This window comes from Streptomyces sp. NBC_01381 (assembly GCF_026340305.1).
Lineage (GTDB): Bacteria > Actinomycetota > Actinomycetes > Streptomycetales > Streptomycetaceae > Streptomyces.
This window is the reverse complement of record NZ_JAPEPI010000004.1, coordinates 50,219-70,517: the sequence shown is the minus strand read 5'-3', so window position 1 is coordinate 70,517 and position 20,299 is coordinate 50,219. Positions and strand designations below refer to the sequence as shown.

Sequence of the window (20,299 nt, the reverse complement as noted above, 5' to 3'; positions counted from 1 at the left end):
GCCCCTGGCTCTACGTCAGCGGGGCGGTCCAGGGTCGACGAGCAGCGCCGCCATGGCCGTGTCGTGGTCCTCGTGGTCCCGGAGGGCCGCGAGTTCACCGCGCCAGGTCTCGTCCCACGCTGTTGCGCGGCTCCCGGCGCGGACCAGGTCGAGTGCCAGCGACCCGGACACCGGGGTGCCGCGTTCGCGCAGCAGCCGGACGGCCGCGAGCAGTGCCGCACGCGCGCGTGGGGTGGGCACGTCGACCGAGACGCCCGTGGTGAAGGGCAGCCGTTCGGGGCGTTCCTCGACCAGGGACAGGAGCTGTTCCCAGCGTTGCGCGTGGTGTTCGCCGTGCCGGATGGCGGCCAGCGCCGCCTTCCATGTCAGCGCGGCCGCCTCGCGATATAGGCCCACGGCCCGCAGCGAGAGAGCCACGGCGTCGGCGACGGGGAGCGAGCGCTGAGAGCCTCGTGAGATCGGCAAGGACTCTCCGATGCCCGCGAGACGACGGAGTGCGTCAGCCCTCAGTTCCGGGTCCCCGGCCGCGTCCACGCGTTCCTGGAGCGTACGCATGGCACCCCTGAGGATGGGCCCTCCTTCCGCCCCCAAGGGGAACCACAGCAACTGCTCAGCCGCCGTCTCCCATTCCCATTTGGATCGCTGCCGGTCGGTGATGACGTGGGCCACGGCGCGCATGGCGTCGGTCGATTCCGGTGTGAACCAGGCCGGCAGAGCCCGGCATGCGGCGACGGCGGTCTCCTTGGTGCCCTCCTTCACCAGGCGTGTGAGGAAGGCGGTGTAAGCCACACCCACGGATTCACTCACGGCTCCCGCGCGCCCTTGGATCACCACTTCCCTGACCGCGGCTTCGTCCGCCGCCTGGGCAAGACGGTCGGCGATACCGGGACGGTCGATCTCAGCGAGAAGGAAGCGAGCGATGACGGCGCGTACGTCGCGGTGTTGGCCCGGCGCGTCCCAGGCGCGCACCAGAGCGTCGAACGCCTCGTCACCGGCGAGCATGCCCAGGGCCCGCACGGCCTCTTTGCGGGTGCCCACGGGGGCGTCGGCCGCGCGGGCGACAGGGGCGAGCAAGGCGTTGGCTTCCGGGTCCGGCATGGCTGCCAGGAGCCGGCGGACGGATGCCATGGCGGCACGCCCCCGTACGCCGCCCGTCGCGGCGTGCCGCAGCAGGATCTCCAACAGCGGCTCGCTTGCGGGCGCGGCAACGTCGTGCGCCACGCCGGGCACCTCGCCCAGCACCCCGAGTGCCGCCGCGGCGACGGGCTGGGGTGCCGACTCCGCGAGTGCGGTCAGTAGTTCGGCGTCGCGAAGTTGTGCCGCCGCGTCGGCCCGGGTGCGCAGCGGGGCCAGTTCGTCCGTGGCCACGCGCGCGTGGTGCTCGTCCCAGGAGCGGCGCTGCGCGGGGAGCCAGCGGCCGGTGGGGCCCGGGTGCAGTGCGGCCGACCAGGCGGATGCCCGGGAACGTACCCGGCCGGCGAGTCCGTTCCGGGCAGCGGCCAGCACAGAGTCCAGCAGGTCGGTTCGCCGGGTGACGAGGGTGCGCAGAATGACCGGCACCGCGATGAACGAGGCGTCGAGGCCGATCAGTTCGGCGCTGCGCTGCTCCCTCAGGCGCGCGGGTGCCACCCAGGCCGCCGCGGCGCGGGCCGCGAGGTCCGGGTCGCCGGACTCCAGGGCGATGCGCCGGACCAGGGTGTCCAGATCGGGCAACGCGGTGAGGTGGGGTGCGAGGAGTTCGGCGAGGGCCGTGTGGAGATCGGGGCGCGCTCCCGTGGTGGCCGCTGTCGCCGGCCAGAGGGCTCGTGCCGCCGCCTCGTCGATGTCCAGCGGGGCGACGGGTCGGTGCGAGCGGGGGTCGGAGAGGACCTGGCAGAGCAACTCCGTCGCGTAACCGGCCCGCCTCCACTCGCCGCCCGAGGTGGCGCACTGCACGCTGCGGCGCAGCAGCCGCTCGGCCGCGGCCAGGGTGCGCGCGGTCGAGTCCCGGGACTGGACCGTGGTGATCACCGCGTCGCGCAGGACCCGGTCGGGCAGCGCGGCGAGCAGGCGCCGGGAGGTTCCCGCGAGCTGCTGGAGGGCGGCCCTGCGCACCTCTTCCTGGTCGTGCCAGGCTCGCTCGCAGTCGCCGGCGATCCGCGCGAACTCGTCCGGGTCACCCTCCAGTTCCGCACAGGCCAGCAGCGCGGGCCAGGCCATCAGGCGGTGGTGGACGCGGTGCTGGTCCGTCATGCCGCGCAGCAACGGCTCCCCCAGGGCGAGCGGGAGCGCGACCGCGAGACGGCTCGATGTCCACTGCTGGTTCGACCGGCGCTCCACCCAGGGGCCGACGATCTCCGCCCGGTCGGCGGGTTCCAAGGCCGCGAGTGTGGCGATGGGGACACTGCGCATGGAGCGGCCGTGCTGGGTGCGTTCTTCGACCAGTCGACGTCGGTCTGGGCCAGGAAGCAGCGCCAGCAGGCCGTCCGGTTCGATGTCCTGCCGCCCTGGTCCGCGGTACCGCGGCTGCCTCATGAGGCAGCGGCTCGCCAGGTCCACGAGGTCCGCGGGCGGGAGTTCGCGCAGGGCGCGCCGCGTGGCCGATGGCAAGGCGCCTGCGGAGAGCCGCAGTTCGCGGTGTGAGCCGTCCGGTTCGGGGGGCGCGGCACGCAGGATCGCGAGGACTCGGGCCGGACGGCGCAGCAGGGAGCGTGCCGCTCGTGCCGTCAGGAGGTCGGGCGCCCGTTCGAGGAGCAGCAGCCCGGCGTCCGGGTCGCGTTCCGCGGCCAGGCTCGCGACCGCGCGCCCGCGGCCTGTGAAGCGGTGGTGCTCGCGAGAGCCGAGGCTCTGCCATCGGGCGGCGAGGAATTCGGCGATGGCGTACGGGGCGGTGCGGGCCAATGTGCTGAGCACTCCTGGCGGCGGATCGAGCCGGTGCAGCCACGCGGCGACGGTCCGGGCGGGGCATGCTGGCAGGAGTTGTGCGGCCTCCCGGGCTCCGAATCGTTCGTGGACCTGCGGCAGCAGGCGCGCGGCGAGCGCGCGACGACGGCTCAACCGCAGTACGCGGAATGTCTCGTGCCGTGCCCGTTTGATGTCGCTCAACGCGAGCTGCTCCAAGGCCGCTTCCGGCACGGGAAGCCGGATGGCGGCCGAGAGGGCCCGGCGGCGCAGATGGGGGTCGGTCAGGGCGTCTGCGATGGACGTGAGGTCACGCCGAGTGACGGCGAGGAAGAGCGCGGTGTGCCGCTCGTCAGGGGCACCGGCGGCGAGGGGCTCGCGGAGTGTCGCGTACGCCTCTGGGGTGAGCGCTCGGGCGTAGCGTGCCAGGGCGCTCATGCGGGCGGGGAAAGGCAGCGGGTCGAAGTGGGCCTTCAGCCAGGCCGACGTCAGCGGCGCGGGAGCGGGTTGGGGCTGGGACGGCGTCTGCGACGCCTCGTATGTGGCCATCAGCGATCACCGTGGGATCGCTGGACGGCCTCCTCTCGGGAAGTCATGTGCGCCATGATCACTGCCGAACCGCGGGTGGCGCAACGGGTTTTCCGCTCGTGGATCCGCCGTGGGCCGATCCACGAGCGGGGAAACCGCCGGTTGCCGCGCGCGGGCCCTGGCCGACCGGCGTGGCACCTTCTCAGCAGCGGCCGGTCAGTGGCCTATCTCCTTGCGTGAGGCGCGGCGCAGCCTGCGCCGCTGGGCCGGGTCGAGTGTCAGATACGCCGCGGCCGGGACTCCCAGCACGATCAGGAGGGCGGCCCACCAGGGCAGCCAGATCAACAGGATGATGCCGGCCGCCACACCTCCTGCGGCGATCTTCGCGTTCTTCGACATGTGCGTCGCCTCCTTCGCGGCTGCTGCCGCTCTCTGTCTTGAGAAACGGGATCGCGCCGCCCACAGTTCCAGTCTGCTCCCCTGATAGACCCCTGAGGCGCGACCCTGACATGACCCTGAGCCGCCTCCGGAATCCGGAGGCGGCTCACGGGACAGTTCGAAGATCGGCCGGCGAGCTTATTCGACCCGCAGCGGCTCGCCGACCTCGTACATGTGGCGCAGAACCTGCCGGTAGGAGTCGACGAATCCCGCCTCCGTGTACGGCATGCCCAGCTCCGCGCAGTGGGCGCGGACCAGCGGCTGGGCGCGCCGCAGGCTGGGGCGGGGCATGCTCGGGAAGAGGTGGTGCTCGATCTGGTAGTTGAGTCCGCCCAGGAACCAGTCGGTCAGGAAGCTGCCGCGGATGTTGCGCGAGGTGAGGACCTGGCGGCTGAGGTGACCCCAGCGCTCGCCGTCGGGATCGGGCATCTCCATGCCCTTGTGGTTGGGCGCGAAGGCAAGACCCAGGTGCAGGCCGAACAGTGCCTGATGGATGGCGGCGAAGGCGATGGCGTGCCCCACAGGCATGGTGACGAGCAGCAGCGTCACGTAGCCGACCAGGTGGGCCACCAGGAGAAGGCCCTCCACGACGCGCTCGCGCGGGCTCTGGCGGCGCAGGTCCTGGAATCCGTAGATCTTCATGGCGACGCCCTGGAGCAGCGTCAGGGGGAAGAACAGCCAGGCCTGGTTGCGGGTGAGCCAGCGCCGGAAGCCGACGCGGACCCTGGCCTGCTTGCTGGTCCAGACGAGGACGTCCGCGGCGACGTCGGGGTCCTTCTCTATGTGGTTGGGATTGGCGTGGTGGCGGTTGTGCTTGTCGTTCCACCAGGCCGAACTCATCCCCAGGAGGAGGTTGCCGTGAATGAGGCCGAGAGCGCGGCTCACCCCGCGGTTGCCGGTGATCTGGGAGTGCCCCGCGTCATGCCCGATGAACGCCGTGCGGGCGCACAGCGCCGAGAGCACGGGCGCGAGGAGCAGCACCCACCAGGAGCCTCCCATCAGGAACATGCCCGCCGCTGTCGCCGCCAGTGCGACCGCGTTGACCGCGATGGTCGAGGCGTACCAGCCAGTGCGGCGGCCCAGCAGCCCCTGCTCCTTGACGGTGCGCAGCAGGGGTGCGAAATCGCTTCCGGCGGACTGCCTTTCGGTGGTGCCTGGGGAACGTTCCGCGACTGCTGCGGCCTGGGGCATGGTGAGGTCTCCGGTCTGTGACTGGATCGGGCGGACTTCACTCAACGTATGAGCCGGTGACCTTGGGCAACCATGGCGCCTTCACCCGTCTTCCGCAGGGGGTCAGCACCGCCCCACAGGGGGGTTAGCTACACCTTCGGAGTGGCGTGATCGGGATCACGTCACCAGCACTAACGCAGGCTCGGCAGCGTGCTGTACTCTCGGCCGCTCCGGTCTCAGTAGTCAAGTTTGAGGAATGCGCCATCGCTGTGCACAGACTCCCCGCCGTGTCACCTTCCGAGATCTCTGAACTGTCCCGTTGTTCTGTGCTGTTCGTGCCCGCCGACCCGGCACGCACCGGCCGGGTGGCCTTCTGGCACCCGGACGGCGACGCGCCGCCCGCCGTCGCGGCCGGCACCGCAGAGGAGCTCACCATCGCCGTGCCCGGCGACGACGGCGGGGCACGGCCCGGCGACGTCTCGGCCGTACTGCTGCCGGTGCGCGCGGCGCTGCCGGTGCTGACCCGCGCGCGTGCCACGGCCGGAGCACATCCGACCGCCACGTTCTGGGGGACAGCGGGCGTGCTCGCCCTGCAACTGGCCGCACGCGGCCTGCTGTTGCCCGGCCTGACGCCGAGTGACCACGACGCCTGGCGCTCGGGCCCGCTGGGCGCCGACGACCTGCGGCGCCTGCGCGACCTCGCGGCGGCGATGCCTCCGGCCGCACACGCCCTGCCGCTGGACGGCACCGAGCCCCTGCGGCTGCCCCAACCGGAGCGGCTGCTGCGGCAGTTCCTCGACGCGGTGGCCGATACGCTGCCGCGCACCCCCGCCGCCGCGGTCGCCGCCGGCGCGCCGGCCTTCGCCGCGCCGCAGCCGCAGCACATCCCCGAGCAGCGGCCCTGGGCCATGGATGTCGCCGCAGGGCACGACGCGGGCGTACGCGTCTCCCTGCGCGTCGAGATCCCCGGGCTTGTGGCGCAGACCTCCGACGAGAGCAGGCTGCCGTTCCGCGCCGTGCTGCAGATGCACAGCGTCAGCGATCCCTCGCTCGTCGCCGACGCGGCCGAGGTCTGGGCCGGTTCGGCCGCCTCGGGGCAGGCCTTCGGACCGCGCTCCCGGATGGACGCGCTGCTCGCGCTGCGCCGCGCCACGCGCGCGTGGCCGCCGCTCGCGCCGCTGCTCTCGGCCACCGTGCCCGACGCCATCGAGCTCGCCGACGAGGAAGTGACCGCGCTCCTCGGCGAAGGCTCGCGGCTGCTCGCCGCCGCGGGTGTCGAGGTGCACTGGCCCAAGGAGCTGGCGCGCAACCTCACCGCCCGCGCGGTCATCGGCCCGCCCGACGACGACTCCGGGGACCCCGACAAGCCGTCGTCGGACACCCCGTCGCATCTCTCCGCCGACGCACTGCTCGCCTTCAACTGGCGGTTCGCGCTGGGCGACAAGGAGTTGTCCCGCGCGGAGCTCGACCAACTCGCGGAGGCCAACCGTCCCGTGGTGCGCCTGCGTGACCAGTGGGTGCTCATCGACCCCGAAGAGGCACGGCGCGCTCGCGAGGACCAGGACCACAAGGTCACCCCGATCGACGCACTGAGCGCCGTGCTGACCGGCACCACCGAAGTGGCCGGGCAGCGGGTGGACGTCCAGCCGACCGGCTGGCTGGCGACGCTCCGCGAACGCCTCGCCGACCCGGAGGGCATGGACCCCGTCGGCCAGCCTGCTGCGCTCGCCGCGAATCTCCGCGACTATCAGCTCCGCGGTCTGAACTGGCTCGCCCGCATGACCTCGTTGGGCCTGGGCGGCTGCCTGGCGGACGACATGGGCCTCGGCAAGACCATCACGCTGATCTCCCTGCATCTGCACCGGCAGACGGACCCCGAGTCCGCAGGACCCACCCTGGTGGTCTGTCCGACGTCCCTGATGGGCAACTGGCAGCGTGAGATCGAGAAGTTCGCGCCCGGCACCCCCGTGCGCCGTTTCCACGGAGCCCGGCGCGGCCTGGAGGACCTGGCCGACGGCGAGTTCGTGCTCACCACCTACGGCACCATGCGCCTCGACGCGGACAGCCTGGCCAAGGCTCCGTGGGGCATGGTCGTCGCCGATGAGGCCCAGCACGTCAAGAACCCGTTCTCGGCGACCGCCAAGCAGCTGCGCACCATTGGCGCACGCGCACGCGTGGCGCTCACCGGCACCCCCGTGGAGAACAACCTCTCCGAGCTGTGGGCGATCCTCGACTGGACGACACCGGGACTGCTCGGCAAGCTCGGCACGTTCCGCACCCGCTACGCGCAAGCCGTCGAAGGCGGCAAGGACCCGTCCGCCGCCGAGCGGCTCTCGCAGCTCGTACGCCCCTTCCTGCTGCGCCGGCGCAAGTCCGATCCGGGCATCGCGCCCGAGTTGCCGCCCAAGACCGAGACCGACCGGGCCGTCTCCCTCACGACAGAGCAGACCGGTCTGTACGAAGCCGTCGTGCGGGAGACCCTCGCGGAGATCGCCGGTGCCGACGGTTTCGCCCGCCGCGGTCTGATCGTCAAGCTGCTCACCGGGCTGAAGCAGATCTGCAACCACCCCGCGCAGTACCTCAAGGAGGACGCCCCGCGGATCGAAGGGCGCTCCGGGAAACTGGAACTCCTCGACGAGCTGCTTGACACGATCCTCGCCGAGGACGCGGGCGTGCTCGTCTTCACGCAGTACGTGCAGATGGCGCGCCTCATCGAGCGGCATCTGGCAGCCCGTGGCGTGCCCTCCCAGTTCCTGCACGGCGGGACGCCCATCGCGGCGCGCGAGGCGATGGTGCAGCGCTTCCAGGACGGTGAAGTGCCGGTCTTCCTGCTGTCGTTGAAGGCCGCGGGCACGGGGCTGAACCTGACGCGGGCCGAGCATGTCGTGCACTACGACCGCTGGTGGAATCCCGCCGTCGAGGCGCAGGCCACGGACCGCGCGTACCGCATCGGGCAGACACAGCCCGTGCAGGTGCACCGTCTGATCGCGGAGGGGACGATCGAGGACCGGATCGCCGAGATGCTGCTGCGCAAGCGGGAGTTGGCGGACGCGGTCCTCGGTGCCGGTGAGGCGGCGCTGACGGAACTCACCGATGCCGAACTGTCGGATCTGGTGGAGCTGCGAGGGGGGACGCGATGAACGACACGTACGACGAGGCGTTCGACGAAACACATGAGGAGTCCGGGCAGGGCGCGCGCCGTCACGAGCGCACCTTCGCCGCGCTGCCGCCCGCGCACGGGCGGGGGTTCGCGCAGAGCTGGTGGGGCCAGGCCTGGCTGAAGGCGCTGGAGGACACAGCGCTGGACCTCCAGCAGCTGAAGGCCGGCCGCAGGCTCGCGCGCGCGGGTGCCGTGGGCGCGGTGTCGGTGCGTCCCGGGCGCATCACCGCGGTCGTCCAGGACCCGGACGGCACTGCGCATCGCTCGGACGTGCTGCTGCAGCAGTTGACCGATGCCGAGTGGGACCGCTTCCTGGGCATGACCGTGGAGCGCGCCGGGCACATCGCGGCGCTGCTCGACCGCGAGATGCCGCCGCATCTGGTGGAGGACGCGGCGGCCGCGGGCGTCGAACTCCTGCCCGGCATCGGCGACCTGGAGCCCGAGTGCGACTGTGACGCGTGGGACCACTGCGGGCACACGGCCGCGCTCTCCTACCAGATGGCCCGGCTGCTCGACCAGGATCCGTTCGTGCTGCTCCTGATGCGCGGCCGTGCGGAGCGTGAGCTCCTCGACGAGCTGCAAGTACGCAGCGTGGCGCAGGCGGAGGCCGAGGAGACCCCGGAGGAGGAGCAGGACGAGGCTCAGGAGGGCGTGTACGCCGATGTGGCGTACGCCGAGGGCGCCATCCTCCCTCCGCTGCCGGACCTCCCTCCCCTGCCCTCAGAGCCGGGCCTGCCGCCCTCGCTCGACACGGAGGCGGAGCCCGCGCCGGGCATCGACGTGACGGCGCTCGAGTTCCTGGCGGCGCGGGCGGCCGCGGAGGCGCACCGCCTGCTGGCCGAGGCGCTCGCCCCCGGGCACGAACGGCAGCCGGTCGAGGTGGAGTTGACGCCGGGTGAGGACGCCGTGCGGCTGGCCGCCGCGGCGCCGGGCGCGCCGGTGGTGACGCGGCTCGCGTCGGCGTCCGACCGCGGCAAGGACGGGCTCGCGCTGGCCGTACGGGCCTGGGAGTTCGGCGGACCCGCCGCGCTGTCCGTGCTCGAGGAGGAGTGGACGCCCGGCGCCGAAGCCCTGGCACGCGCGCGTGCCGCCCTCGACGCGGCCTGGGACGAGGACGAGCGGCCGCAGTTGCGGGCCGCCCGCAACCGCTGGACCGTGGTCGGCGGCGACGCCCAACTGCGGCACGGGGACGACGGCCGTTGGTGGCCCTACCGCAAGGAACGCGGCCGGTGGACCCCGGCGGGCCCGGCCACCCACGACCCGGCGACGGCACTGGCCGTGGTGACCGGCGGCGAGTGACACCCACCGGTGTGGTGCGGGGCGACAACAGCCCCGCACCACACCGCTGAAGTTCCACGGCACACCGCACGTCCCCCTTGGCCGAAACGCATCCGGCGGCGCCCGGCGCGTCCGTGCCGCGTGTGCACGCGCCGGGAACACCGGCGCGCGGACTCGCCCTGATCAGCGATTGAGCGCGGCCATGTCATCCGGGAGCGTGGACCGCACCGGTTCAGGGGCATCGGGTCACGGACACGACCCGCCTGAACGCCTCATCGCGATCCACCTGAAGGGGGGCGACAAGGGCAGCCTGCCCAACCACTGCTGACCGGACGATGGCGGACGGCGGCGCCTCCTGCCCCTCGCGGGAGGCGCCGTCGCCATGCCCCCTGACGTTCACCTCTCCGCCTCCTTGCGTTCGTGGCGACGGCGAAGTCTGACCGCTGTCACCGAACTCGCGCCCCAGGAGGCACCCATGTCCCCGCACGCCGCCCGTCAGCGTCGCGTCCGCCATTCCATCGCCGTGGGTGTGCCGATCGCCGTGATCGCGGCGGTCGTGGTGACCGGAACCGCCACGGGCGCGCAGACCGGCGGCAAGGAGAAGCCGCCTCGGATCACCTCGACCGCGACGCTGGGCGACATCCCACTGGGCACCTTCAGCAACTCCTTGCTGCCCGGCACGGTGAACGACGACCGGGACGTGCATCTCGGCGGCATCGGCAGCGACATCTATCCGGCGGGCCGCAAGGGCGAGTTCTGGACCGTCACCGACCGGGGGCCCAACGGCCAGATCAAGGTGGACGGCAAGAAGCGGCGCACCTTTCCCGTCCCCGGTTTCGATCCGGCGATCGTGAAGGTCCGTGTCTCCAGAGACACCGTGAAGGTCATCGACGCGCTGCCGCTGACGACGTCCTCCGGAAAGCCCGTCACCGGACTGCCCAACCAGGAGGGGCGCGATGAGGCTCCGTACACGTACGACGCCAAGACCCCTCTGACGTACGACCCGAACGGCCTGGACACCGAGGGCATCGTGCGGGCCGACGACGGCAGCTTCTGGCTGGTCGACGAGTACGGCCCCTCGCTCGTCCACGTCTCCGCACGCGGCAAGGTGCTCAAGCGCTATGTGCCGCAGGGTCTGAAGCTGTCCGGGGCCGACTACCCCGTGGCCGAGGCACTGCCCGGCATCCTGCTGAACCGCAAGGTCAACCGCGGCTTCGAAGGGCTCGCCCAACTGCCGGGCGGGGACCTGGTGATGGCGGTGCAGAGCCCGCTGTCCGTCCCCGACGAGGACGCCGGTGAGGGCTCGCGGACGACGCGGCTGCTGCGCTTCTCGCCGAAGAAGCAGGCGGTGACCGCCGAGTACGCGTACCGCTTCGACCCGGTGGGGGTCGTCGACCCGGGCGAGGACGACACGGCCGAGCTGAAGATCTCCTCCGTAGTGGCCGTCGGCCGTGACCGGCTCCTCGTAGAGGAGCGCACCGACAAGGCCGCGCGGCTGCAGACGGTGAAGCTGGACCGCCGCACCGACATCCTCGGCGACCGGTGGGACGACGCCGCCACGGAGCCCTCCCTGGAGCAGCTCGACGATCCGGCCGGCTCCGGAGTGCCCGTCCTGAAGAAGCGCCTCGTCGTCGACCTAGGCGCCGTCGAGGGAGTGCCCGACAAGATCGAGGGTGTGGCCCTCGTGAACAGTCGCACCCTCGCCCTGATCAACGACAACGACTTCGGGATGACGGACGGCCCCGAGGCCTTCGACAAAGATGGCCGCCTCGTGGACAGCGGAATCGAGACCACCGTGACGTACGTGCGGCTGCCGAAGGGCCTCTGAGACTGTCCGCCGTCGACTAGTTGCCCGCGGCCGACGGAATCAGGGATTCCAGGTCATCCGGATCGGTCGGCAGATCGCTGGGGAAGTCTGACGGCAGGCCGCTCGGCAGGTTGGAGGGGACCTCCGTAGGGAGTTCCGATGGGACCTGCGACGGGATGCTCAGCGACGGCGTGGGCTTGCCGCCCGAGCTCTCGCTGCTCTCGGACGGTCCCTTCTTGCCCGGGGATTCATCGCCACTGGTGGCCACCAGGACCACCGCGACGACGGCTCCCACCGCGATGATCACGGCGAGCAGGATGAACAGCCCGTTGCGCCGCCCCGGAGGCCCTCCGGGCGGTGGCGACGGCGGCCAGGCGCCGCCGTCCGGAGGCAGGCCGCCGCCGCCTTCAGGAGGCCATCCCCCGCCGCCCGGAGGCGGTCCGTACCCGCCTCCAGGCGGACCGAAGCCGCCGTCACCTGGCGGGGGCGCGTCACCCGGCGGAGGAGGAGGCTGCGGCGGTACGGGCGGCATGGCCATACCGTCAAGAGTCGCCTCGCGCCGGTCAAGACGCGACCCCTGTGCAGAAGTTGATGCACCCGAACTGACGCTTCGGGGTCAGCCGCGCGCCCCCAGGAGGTGGTCCATGGCGAGCTGGTCGAGACGTTCGAAAGCCATGCCACGGGCGGCGGCACCCGTGACGTCGAAGTCCTCGAAGGCGCCGCGGTCGGCGAGCAGCCCGCTCAGGCCGTCCTCGGCGGTGGGCAGCGACAGTTCGTCGAGGCGCGCGGCGCGCAGGGCTTCTTGGACCTCCGGGTCGGCGCGGAACGCGGCGGAACGCTCCCGCAGGATCAGGTAGTTGCGCATGCACCCTGCCGCCGAGTCCCACACACCCGCGTAGTCCTCCGTGCGCGGCGGCTTGAAGTCGAAGTGCCGCGGGCCCTCGTAACCGCCCCTCTCCAGGAGGTCGACCAGCCAGAAGGCGCTCCGTAGATCGCCCGCCCCGAAGCGCAGGTCCTGGTCGTACTTGATGCCGGTCTGGCCGTTGAGGTCGATGTGGAAGAGCTTGCCCGCCCACAGTGCCTGGGCGATGGAGTGCGGGAAGTTGAGGCCGGCCATCTGCTCGTGGCCCACTTCGGGGTTGACCCCGAACAGCTCGGAGCGCTCCAGGCGCTCGATGAAGGCAAGGGCGTGTCCGACGGTCGGCAGCAGGATGTCGCCGCGCGGCTCGTTCGGCTTGGGCTCGATCGCGAAGCGCAGGTCGTATCCCTGTTCCGTCACATACTCGGCGAGCAGGTCGAATGCCTCCTTCATCCGGTCCAGAGCGTCGCGCACGTCCTTGGCGGCACCGGACTCAGCGCCTTCCCTGCCGCCCCACGCGACGTAGGTGTGTGCGCCGAGCTCCACCGCGAGGTCGATGTTGCGGATCGTCTTGCGCAGGGCGTAGCGGCGCACGTCGCGGTCGTTGGCGGTGAACGCGCCGTCCTTGAAGACGGGGTGCGTGAACAGGTTCGTGGTGGCCATCGGCACGACGAGGCCGGTCGCGTCGAGCGCCTGGCGGAAGCGCTTGATGTGGGACTCGCGCTCGGTGTCCGTGGCCCCGAAGGGGATCAGGTCGTCGTCGTGGAAGGTCACTCCGTAGGCACCCAGTTCGGCCAGGTGCCGTACGGAGTCAGCCGGTTCGAGGGGCGCGCGCGTCGCGTCTCCGAACGGGTCCCTTCCCTGCCAGCCGACGGTCCACAGACCGAAGGTGAACTTGTCCTCAGGAGTGGGCTGGTACGTCATGTGCGGCTCCCTGGGTGGCTGATGCGGCGGCGGGGCGGCCCGGACGCGGCTGTGCCGTGGGCTCAGATGCGGCCGCCACGACTATTTCGTCATGGCACTTAACAAATTAGTATCCGGAGGCATCCCTGGGAAGGTCGGACGGAGAGAAGTCCGGATGCACCCGGAAAGAGCCGCGGGAACGGAGACCCCCGATGTCATCAGCACCAGCAGCCGACGGTCCACTCGTCGTCGGCGTGGACAGCTCCACGCAGTCCACCAAGGTCCTGGTCGTCGACGCCGCGACGGGCAGAGTGGTGGCGCGCGGTCAGGCGCCGCACGGCGTCAGCTCGGGCGCGGCCCGCGAGAGCGACCCTGAGGACTGGTGGAGCGCCCTCAGCGCGGCGCTGCACCAGTGCGGTGACGCGGCACGCGAGGCCGCGGCCGTGTCGGTCGGCGGCCAGCAGCACGGCCTTGTCACCCTCGACGCGAACGGCAGGCCGGTACGGCCCGCGCTGCTGTGGAACGACGTGCGCTCGGCGGCGCAGGCCCGCACCCTGGTCGACCGCCTCGGCGGCCCGAAGGCATGGGCCGAGCGGGTCGGCAGTGTGCCGGGGCCCTCCTTCACGGTGACCAAGTGGGCCTGGCTCGGCGAACACGAACCGGCAGCGGCCCGCGCCACCGCGGCCGTCCGGCTGCCCCACGACTACCTCACCGAACGCCTCACCGGGACCGGCACGACCGACCGGGGCGATGCCTCCGGGACGGGGTGGTGGGCGTCGGCGACGGAGACGTACGACGAGGAGATCCTCGACCTCGTCGGGCTCGACCCGGCGCTGCTGCCGCGCGTCGTCCGCCCCGGGGAGGTCGCCGGCACCGTACGGGGCAGCGGCGAACTGCCCTTCTCCAAGGGCACGCTGGTGGCCCCGGGCACGGGCGACAACGCGGCGGCCGCCCTCGGCCTCGGTCTGCGTCCCGGCACTCCGGTGCTGAGCCTCGGCACTTCGGGCACGGTGTACGCGGTCTCCGGCAACCGCCCCACGGATCCCACCGGGACGGTGGCCGGCTTCGCCGACGCACGGGGCGACTGGCTGCCGCTTGCCTGCACCCTCAACTGCACCCTGGCGGTGGACCGCGTGGCCGCGCTCCTGAGCGTGGATCGCGAGGCCGTGGAGGCGGGCGGCGCAGTAACCCTCCTCCCCTACCTGGACGGCGAGCGCACCCCGGACCTGCCGCACGCCTCGGGGCTGCTGCACGGTCTGCGGCACGACACGACTCCGGGACAGCTGTTGCAGGCGGCGTACGACGGGGCCGTGCACTCGCTGCTCGGCGCCCTCGATCTGGTCCTGGACGCGGACGCGGACCGCTCGGCTCCGCTGCTGCTCATCGGCGGCGGTGCGCGCGGCAGGGCCTGGCAGGACACCGTGCGGCGACTCTCCGGGCGGCCTGTTCAGGTGCCCGAGGCCCAGGAGCTAGTCGCACTCGGGGCCGCCGCGCAGGCAGCGGGCATCCTGACGGGCGAGGATCCGGCGGCGGTCGCGCGCCGCTGGGGCACAGCCGCGGGACCCGTGTTCGATCCTGTGGAGCGGGACGAGACGGCGCTGGCGCGGATCGCCGGGGTAATCTCCGACGCGGCACCCCTTCTTGAGAAGGCGGCCCATGAGCAGTGAAAGCCATGAGTGACGACGAGCAGGGGCTGACGGGGGCATGACCGCACCACCGCACGGCACGCGGCAGGGTGCGTCCGGCGCCCAGCTCCCCGACACCCAGCAGGGGATGCGCCGCCGGAACCTCTCGCGTGTCCTGCACGCCGTCGCCGCGCACGGCCCGCTGTCCCGCGCCGCCGTGGCCTCCCGGATCGGCCTGACGCGGGCCGCGGTCTCCACCTTGGTGGACGAGCTGATCCGTTCCGGGCTCCTGGACGAGCTCGGTCCTGAGCGCCCCGGCAGGGTGGGCCGGCCCGGCTCCGCCCTCGCGATCAGCGGCCGCGGTCCAGCCGGCATCGGCGCGGAGGTGGGTGTCGACCATCTCGCGGTGTGCGCGGTCGATCTGCGCGGAGAGGTACGCGCGCGTGCCGTGCGTCAGGGCAGCAACCGGGGGCGCTCCCCCGAGCCGGTCATCAAGGAACTCGTCGCGCTGATGCGGCAGGTGAACACCGAGGCGGGCCGGGAGGGGCTGCGCCCTGCGGGTCTCGCCGTCGCCGTGCCCGGTCTGGTCGCCCGCGACACGGGCACGGTCGTCCACGCCCCCAACCTCGACTGGCATGACGTCGACCTCGCCGCGCTGCTGCCGGGCAAGCTGCCGCTGACGGTGGACAACGAGGCGAACTTCGGCGCGCTGGCCGAGCTGTGGCTCGGCGACGAGGTGCCGCAGGACTTTCTCCACGTCTCCGCCGAGATCGGCATCGGTGCCGCGCTGGTCGTCGACGGACGGCTGCTGCGCGGGACGCGCGGCTTCGCGGGTGAGCTCGGACATGTTCCGGTGCGGCCCGATGGCCCGGCGTGTCCGTGCGGCGGTCGTGGCTGTCTTGAGCAGTACGCCGGTGAGGAAGCGGTACTACGGAGCGCGGGCCTTGCACCTGGAGCGGACCGGGTCGGGCTCCTGGCCGAGCGTGCCAGGCAGGGCGACCACGACGTGCGCCGCGCGCTGCACGACGCCGGGACCGCCCTGGGCATCGCCCTCACCGGTGCGGTGAACCTCCTTGACCCCCGGTCCGTGGTGCTCGGCGGGGCTCTCTCCCGGCTCGCGCCGTGGCTCCTGCCACCGCTGGAGGCCGAGCTGGAGCGCCGCACCGCGGGGACGGGCTGCGGCGTAGCGGTCTCCCGACTTGGCTCCGACGGACCGTTGCTGGGCGCCGCACACTCGGTCGTACGGGCGGTCCTCGACGATCCGGCGGGAGTGCCCTGACGGACCTTCAGCCGGTTCGGCGGGCCTGCCGGAAGAGCCGCGCTCTCCCTCGCCCATGGTCTGGGGCCGGCGCGGCCGAGTACGACCGGCCCTACGCGGAACGACAGGACCTCCAGGACCTGCTGACGGTCACCGCCGACCTCCCCATCGGCGAGGACGTACTGGAACTGGCCTGCGGGACGGGCCAGTGGACCACGATGCTCGCCGCGCGGGCGCGTTCGGTGACGGCAGCCGGTACCGCATCGTGAGTACCGCATCGTGAAGGTGTTCCACGGCCCCCGGACGCTCACGGACGACCTGACGGCCCTGGGCTTGGCGGCCCACATCCGAACCGTGGCAGGGAAGTTCATCGTCGGCATCGCGGAACCTCCGCCGCCCAACGGCTCAGCGTGAGGCGGCAGGCTCCTCTTGGCGCATTCCCCGCCCGTTGGCGCATTCCCTCCCCTTGGCCCCTTCCGTCAGCCTCCTTCAGGTGAACCGAGCGTCGTCGTGGCATCGCCCGGGCAGAATCGCGAGACTGCGAGGAGCCGACGGGAGCAGGAACAGCCATGGAAACGGACCGGCATGGGCACGCCATGAGTGGCATCGGCGACGAGGCCGCGCGGCATTACGAGCGGGCGCTTGACGCGCTGTTGTTCTTCCGCGGGGAGGTGGCCGATGAGGCGCAGGCGATGGCGGCGGCCGCTCCCCGGTCCGCCATGGCGCAGGTATTCGGCGCGTATCTGGGGTTGCTGGGCACCGAGGAGAGGGAGGCCGCCGCGGCGCGGCGGACCTTCAGCGCGTTCCTCGGCGCCGTCGACCTGGCAGAGCTCTCGCCGCGCGAGCGCATGCACGCGGCCGCTGCCGACGCCTGGCTCGACGGGGACATGTTCGGTGCCGGGGAGATCCTCGGCGAGCTCAGCCGCGAGCATCCCCGCGACGCCCTCGCGCTGGCCGTCGGTCACCAGATCGACTTCTTCTCGGGCGACGCCCAGCGACTGCGCGACCGCATCGGCGGCGCGCTGACCTCGTGGGACTCCGATGACCCGTACTTCGGCCCGCTCCTTGGGATGTACGCCTTCGGGCTCGAGGAGTCGGGGCACTACGGCCACGCCGAGGAGACCGGGCTACGCGCCGTGGAACGCCATCCGCGTGACGTGTGGGGCATTCACGCGGTCGTCCACACCTACGAGATGCGCGGACGGTTCGCCGATGGGATCCACTACATGGACGCGCGGACGGCGGACTGGACCGACGGAAACTTCCTGTCCGTGCACAACTCATGGCACTACGCCCTGTACGCGCTGGAGTCGGGGAGCATCGAACGGGTCCTCGCCGTCTACGACAACACCCTCCACAACGAGACCTCGGAGGGAATCGCCATGGAACTCCTGGACGCCTCAGCCCTGTTGTGGCGGCTGCTCCTCGTAGGTGCCGACGTCGGGCCGCGCTGGGCGAAGCTCGCCGAGGCCTGGGCCGGGCGGGAGGACGGCGCGTACTACGCCTTCAACGACGTACACGCCGTGATGGCGTACGCGGGGGCCGGCCGGATCGCCGATGCCGAGCGACTCGTGAAGGACCGCGAGCTGTGGCTCGCCCGCAGCGAGCCCGCGGCCTCCCCGGCGGTGTCCAACCATGCGATGACGCGCGAGATCGGGCTGCCGGTGTGCCAGGCCCTCATCGCGCACCGCCGGGAGCAGTACACCCGCGTCGTCGAGCTGCTCGCGCCGATCCGCAACCGCCTCAACTTCTTCGGCGGCAGCCACGCTCAGCGGGACGCCATCCAGCGCACGCTGGTGGAGGCCGCCGTCCGCTCCGGCCGGCACGACGATCTGGCGCGCACCCTGCTCAGTGAGCGGATCAGTCTGCGCCCCATCTGCCCGTACAACTGGCAGGCTCGGGCGCGGCTGGCCGACCGGCTCGGCGATCCGGACCAGGCCGTCGCCGCCCGCACCCGAGCCGAGCAACAGGCCGCCGCCGGGGCCGCAGTCTTGGGGTGAGTGGGCCCGCAGCCATGAGGTGACAGCGCCCACAGCCTTGCAGTGACAGGACCCGCAGCCTTGGGGCGAGCAGGCCACAAACCATCCTGAGCCGTGCGGCCGGCGCGTGGGCCATCCCCCTAACGGGTGACCGCGATATCCACAATCACGGTGCTGTACACAGATCCAGCTCGCGCCCTTCCGCCCCAACCAGCCAGCGCCGTAACGTAATTGAGGCGAGGCACCATTCGTCCTGGCGACGGGTCGTGTCGGCGTGGATCGGGGGATTCAAGTGTCGGGGGAAACCAATCCAGGGCTGCGTCGCGAAGCCATCGGGTTACGTGAAGTCCTGTTCCAGAGCATTACGGCGATGGCGCCTGCCGCCGCGGTCGCCGCTTGCATTCCGGCGGGCACCGCGTTCGCCGGGGGCAGCCTGCCGCTGTCGGTGCTCATCGCGCTGGTGGCGTGCCTGTTCATCGTCTCCTTCGTGCCCGCGCTGCTGACGGCGGCGGGCCTGCCCGTCTTCGACTTCGTGTCCGAGCTGACAGCGCCGGTCTCGTACGCGGGGCCCGTCGTCGGCGTCTGGATGCTCATAGGAGTCGTGGTCCTCGCCGTGCTCCTGCGACGGCATCCGGAGCGCATAGCCGAGACGGCACGGGTCCATCTCGACGACGACACCACACCCGAACCCTCACAGTGCGGAGCAGCCCTGCGATGAGCGAGCCTCGGATGATGACCGTGCGGCCCGAACCGGGCGAGTACGCCTGGACGTTCGGCGGTGCCCCTCCCGTGGCACGCATTGCTCCGGGCACGGTCCTCGACCTGTACACGGAGGACTGCTTCGCGGGGGAGGTCCGCTCCGAGAAGGACCTGGTCTCCGAGGTCTGCGAGTTTCCGTTCCTGAACCCGCAGACCGGCCCCTTCCATGTGGAGGGCGCGGAGCCCGGTGACACCATCGCCGTGCACTTCGTGTCCATCGAGCCGGCCCGTGACTGGGCGGCGTCCACGACAGTGCCGCTCTTCGGGGCGCTTACCTCCACCCACACGACGGCCTCGCTGCAGCCGCCGCTGCCGGAGACCGTGTGGATCTGGCAGCTCGACCGGGACCGTCGCACGGCACACTTCAGCGCGCGTGACGGCGACTTCGAGATCGCGCTGCCGATGGATCCGATGCACGGCACGGTCGGCGTCGCGCCCGCCAGCCTCGAGGTGCGCTCGGCGCTCGTGCCCGACGCGCACGGCGGCAACATGGACACTCCCGAGATGCGGGCCGGGGTCACCTGCTACCTCGGGGTGAATGTCGAGGGCGCGCTCCTGAGCCTGGGCGACGGGCATGCCCGCCAGGGCGAGGGAGAGACCTGTGGTGTCGCCGTCGAGTGCGCCATGAACACCGTCGTGATCGTCGAACTCCTGAAGGGGATCACAACACCCTGGCCGCGCCTGGAGTCCGACACCCACATCGTGTCGACCGGCTCGGCTCGACCGCTCGAGGACGCCTTCCGAATATCCCAACTCGACCTGGTGCAGTGGCTGGTGCGCGATTACGGCTTCAGCGAGCTCGACGCCTACCAGTTCGCGACGCAGACCGTCGAATCACCGCTCGCCAACGTCTGCGACACCAACTACACGTGCGTGGCCAAGATCCGCAAGGAGTGGCTGCCCGCACGCGAGACTCACCGGGGGCTGCATGCGCGGCTGCGAGAGACGGCCGCGTCACTGCCCCATTGACGACTCCAGAGAGTCCAGCTGTTCCCCCCACCGAGAGGTAGGTCAGCAATGGATCGAGCAAGACGCCTTCCCAGCCGGCGCCGGCTGTTGCAGGGCGCGGCCCTCGCCGCCGTCCCCGCCGCGCTCCTCCCCGCCACCCGAGCGACCGCCCGGCCCCGAGCGGTCGACTACCCCCTCGCCGAGTGGGTTCCGGCCAGTACCTCCAACTACACGGCGGCCAACCGGCCGAGCACCTACCCGGTGGACTTCGTGATCGTTCACGTCACCCAGGAGACCTACGCCGACACCCTGGCCATCTTCCAGAACTCGGCGAAGAAGGTGTCGGCCCACTATGTGGTGCGCTCCGAGGACGGCCACATCGCCCAGTGCGTGCGCGAGCGCAATGTCGCCTGGCACGCCGGCAACTGGAACTACAACACCCGCAGCATCGGCATCGAACACGAAGGGTGGGTCGACCAGCCCGAGTACTTCACCGACGCGATGTACGAGCAGTCCGCGCTGCTGACCTCGTACATCTGCGACACGTACGGCATTCCCAAGAACCGCGACCACATCATCGGGCACGTCGAGGTGCCCGGCAGCGACCACACCGATCCGGGACCGTACTGGGACTGGCCGCGCTATATGGACCTGGTGAACTCCGTCTGACGTACGTCGGCTCATGTTCCGGTGCTTGTCGGCGCGGG

At 71.6% G+C, this 20,299-nt stretch carries 14 protein-coding genes; 9 read left to right on the top strand and 5 right to left on the bottom strand.

The annotated features are described in order from the left end of the window. Nucleotides 1-15 precede the first annotated feature (15 nt). The 3 genes from OG453_RS41580 to OG453_RS41570 all read right to left on the bottom strand — a co-directional run bounded on the left by OG453_RS41580 (nucleotide 16) and on the right by OG453_RS41570 (nucleotide 5,037). The gene (locus tag OG453_RS41580; RefSeq protein ID WP_266873978.1) at nucleotides 16-3,429 is read right to left on the bottom strand and encodes a hypothetical protein; all 3,414 of its coding nucleotides are present in this window, start codon (nucleotides 3,427-3,429) and stop codon (nucleotides 16-18) included. A 195-nt stretch (nucleotides 3,430-3,624) separates the two neighbouring features. Next, nucleotides 3,625-3,807: a hypothetical protein gene (locus OG453_RS41575; protein ID WP_135331034.1), complete on the bottom strand. Its 183-nt coding sequence runs from the start codon at nucleotides 3,805-3,807 to the stop codon at nucleotides 3,625-3,627. 177 nt (nucleotides 3,808-3,984) lie between these two features. Further along, nucleotides 3,985-5,037, bottom strand: a complete 1,053-nt coding sequence (locus tag OG453_RS41570) for an acyl-CoA desaturase (protein WP_266873977.1) — start codon at nucleotides 5,035-5,037, stop codon at nucleotides 3,985-3,987. Between the two features lie 248 nt (nucleotides 5,038-5,285). On the opposite strand from OG453_RS41570, the gene OG453_RS41565 reads away from it, so the two are divergent. The 3 genes from OG453_RS41565 (at nucleotide 5,286) to OG453_RS41555 (ending at nucleotide 11,282) form a co-directional block, all read left to right on the top strand. After that, nucleotides 5,286-8,156 carry a DEAD/DEAH box helicase gene (locus tag OG453_RS41565; protein WP_266873976.1) on the top strand — a complete coding sequence of 957 codons (2,871 nt, stop codon included), beginning with the start codon at nucleotides 5,286-5,288 and terminating at the stop codon, nucleotides 8,154-8,156. Beyond that, complete coding sequence (locus OG453_RS41560) at nucleotides 8,153-9,475, top strand: SWF or SNF family helicase (protein ID WP_266873975.1); 1,323 nt, start codon at nucleotides 8,153-8,155, stop codon at nucleotides 9,473-9,475. Before OG453_RS41565 ends, OG453_RS41560 begins: the two co-directional genes overlap by 4 nt. Nucleotides 9,476-9,929: 454 nt before the next feature. Next, nucleotides 9,930-11,282 (top strand): esterase-like activity of phytase family protein, encoded by a 1,353-nt coding sequence (locus OG453_RS41555; protein ID WP_266873974.1) that lies wholly within the window; start codon nucleotides 9,930-9,932, stop codon nucleotides 11,280-11,282. 16 nt (nucleotides 11,283-11,298) lie between these two features. Here OG453_RS41555 and OG453_RS41550 read toward each other — a convergent pair whose 3' ends face one another. Then, entirely contained in the window at nucleotides 11,299-11,568 is a 270-nt protein-coding gene (locus tag OG453_RS41550) for a hypothetical protein (protein ID WP_266873973.1), read from the bottom strand. Between the two features lie 309 nt (nucleotides 11,569-11,877). After that, nucleotides 11,878-13,044: a xylose isomerase gene (gene xylA / locus OG453_RS41545; RefSeq protein ID WP_266873972.1), complete on the bottom strand. Its 1,167-nt coding sequence runs from the start codon at nucleotides 13,042-13,044 to the stop codon at nucleotides 11,878-11,880. Between the two features lie 191 nt (nucleotides 13,045-13,235). Here xylA and xylB point away from each other — a divergent pair, with 191 nt between their 5' ends. The 6 genes from xylB (at nucleotide 13,236) to OG453_RS41515 (ending at nucleotide 20,261) form a co-directional block, all read left to right on the top strand. Further along, the gene (xylB, locus tag OG453_RS41540) at nucleotides 13,236-14,690 is read left to right on the top strand and encodes a xylulokinase (protein ID WP_266873971.1); all 1,455 of its coding nucleotides are present in this window, start codon (nucleotides 13,236-13,238) and stop codon (nucleotides 14,688-14,690) included. Between the two features lie 37 nt (nucleotides 14,691-14,727). Next, the gene (locus OG453_RS41535) at nucleotides 14,728-15,927 is read left to right on the top strand and encodes an ROK family transcriptional regulator (RefSeq protein ID WP_266873970.1); all 1,200 of its coding nucleotides are present in this window, start codon (nucleotides 14,728-14,730) and stop codon (nucleotides 15,925-15,927) included. Nucleotides 15,928-16,475: 548 nt separating this feature from the next. Then, nucleotides 16,476-17,906 carry a tetratricopeptide repeat protein gene (locus tag OG453_RS41530; RefSeq protein ID WP_266873969.1) on the top strand — a complete coding sequence of 477 codons (1,431 nt, stop codon included), beginning with the start codon at nucleotides 16,476-16,478 and terminating at the stop codon, nucleotides 17,904-17,906. 349 nt (nucleotides 17,907-18,255) lie between these two features. After that, a complete protein-coding gene (locus OG453_RS41525) occupies nucleotides 18,256-18,603 on the top strand; it encodes a hypothetical protein (RefSeq protein WP_266873967.1) in 348 nt (115 codons plus the stop codon). Next, the gene (locus OG453_RS41520) at nucleotides 18,600-19,613 is read left to right on the top strand and encodes an acetamidase/formamidase family protein (RefSeq protein WP_266873966.1); all 1,014 of its coding nucleotides are present in this window, start codon (nucleotides 18,600-18,602) and stop codon (nucleotides 19,611-19,613) included. The genes OG453_RS41525 and OG453_RS41520 overlap by 4 nt, the downstream gene beginning before the upstream one ends. A 48-nt stretch (nucleotides 19,614-19,661) precedes the next feature. Next, entirely contained in the window at nucleotides 19,662-20,261 is a 600-nt protein-coding gene (locus OG453_RS41515; protein WP_266873965.1) for an N-acetylmuramoyl-L-alanine amidase, read from the top strand. The last annotated feature ends 38 nt before the right edge of the window (nucleotides 20,262-20,299 follow it).

Bases quoted from the DNA above. Each gene is read 5' to 3' on its own strand.
- OG453_RS41570 (WP_266873977.1), bottom strand. From the start codon at position 5,037: ATGCCCCAGGCCGCAGCAGTCGCGGAACGTTCCCCAGGCACCACCGAA.
- OG453_RS41525 (WP_266873967.1), top strand. From the start codon at position 18,256: ATGGCGCCTGCCGCCGCGGTCGCCGCTTGCATTCCGGCGGGCACCGCG.
- xylB (WP_266873971.1), top strand. From the start codon at position 13,236: ATGTCATCAGCACCAGCAGCCGACGGTCCACTCGTCGTCGGCGTGGAC.
- OG453_RS41555 (WP_266873974.1), top strand. From the start codon at position 9,930: ATGTCCCCGCACGCCGCCCGTCAGCGTCGCGTCCGCCATTCCATCGCC.
- OG453_RS41560 (WP_266873975.1), top strand. From the start codon at position 8,153: ATGAACGACACGTACGACGAGGCGTTCGACGAAACACATGAGGAGTCC.
- OG453_RS41530 (WP_266873969.1), top strand. From the start codon at position 16,476: ATGGAAACGGACCGGCATGGGCACGCCATGAGTGGCATCGGCGACGAG.
- OG453_RS41520 (WP_266873966.1), top strand. From the start codon at position 18,600: ATGAGCGAGCCTCGGATGATGACCGTGCGGCCCGAACCGGGCGAGTAC.
- OG453_RS41535 (WP_266873970.1), top strand. From the start codon at position 14,728: ATGACCGCACCACCGCACGGCACGCGGCAGGGTGCGTCCGGCGCCCAG.
- OG453_RS41575 (WP_135331034.1), bottom strand. From the start codon at position 3,807: ATGTCGAAGAACGCGAAGATCGCCGCAGGAGGTGTGGCGGCCGGCATC.
- xylA (WP_266873972.1), bottom strand. From the start codon at position 13,044: ATGACGTACCAGCCCACTCCTGAGGACAAGTTCACCTTCGGTCTGTGG.
- OG453_RS41580 (WP_266873978.1), bottom strand. From the start codon at position 3,429: ATGGCCACATACGAGGCGTCGCAGACGCCGTCCCAGCCCCAACCCGCT.
- OG453_RS41515 (WP_266873965.1), top strand. From the start codon at position 19,662: ATGGATCGAGCAAGACGCCTTCCCAGCCGGCGCCGGCTGTTGCAGGGC.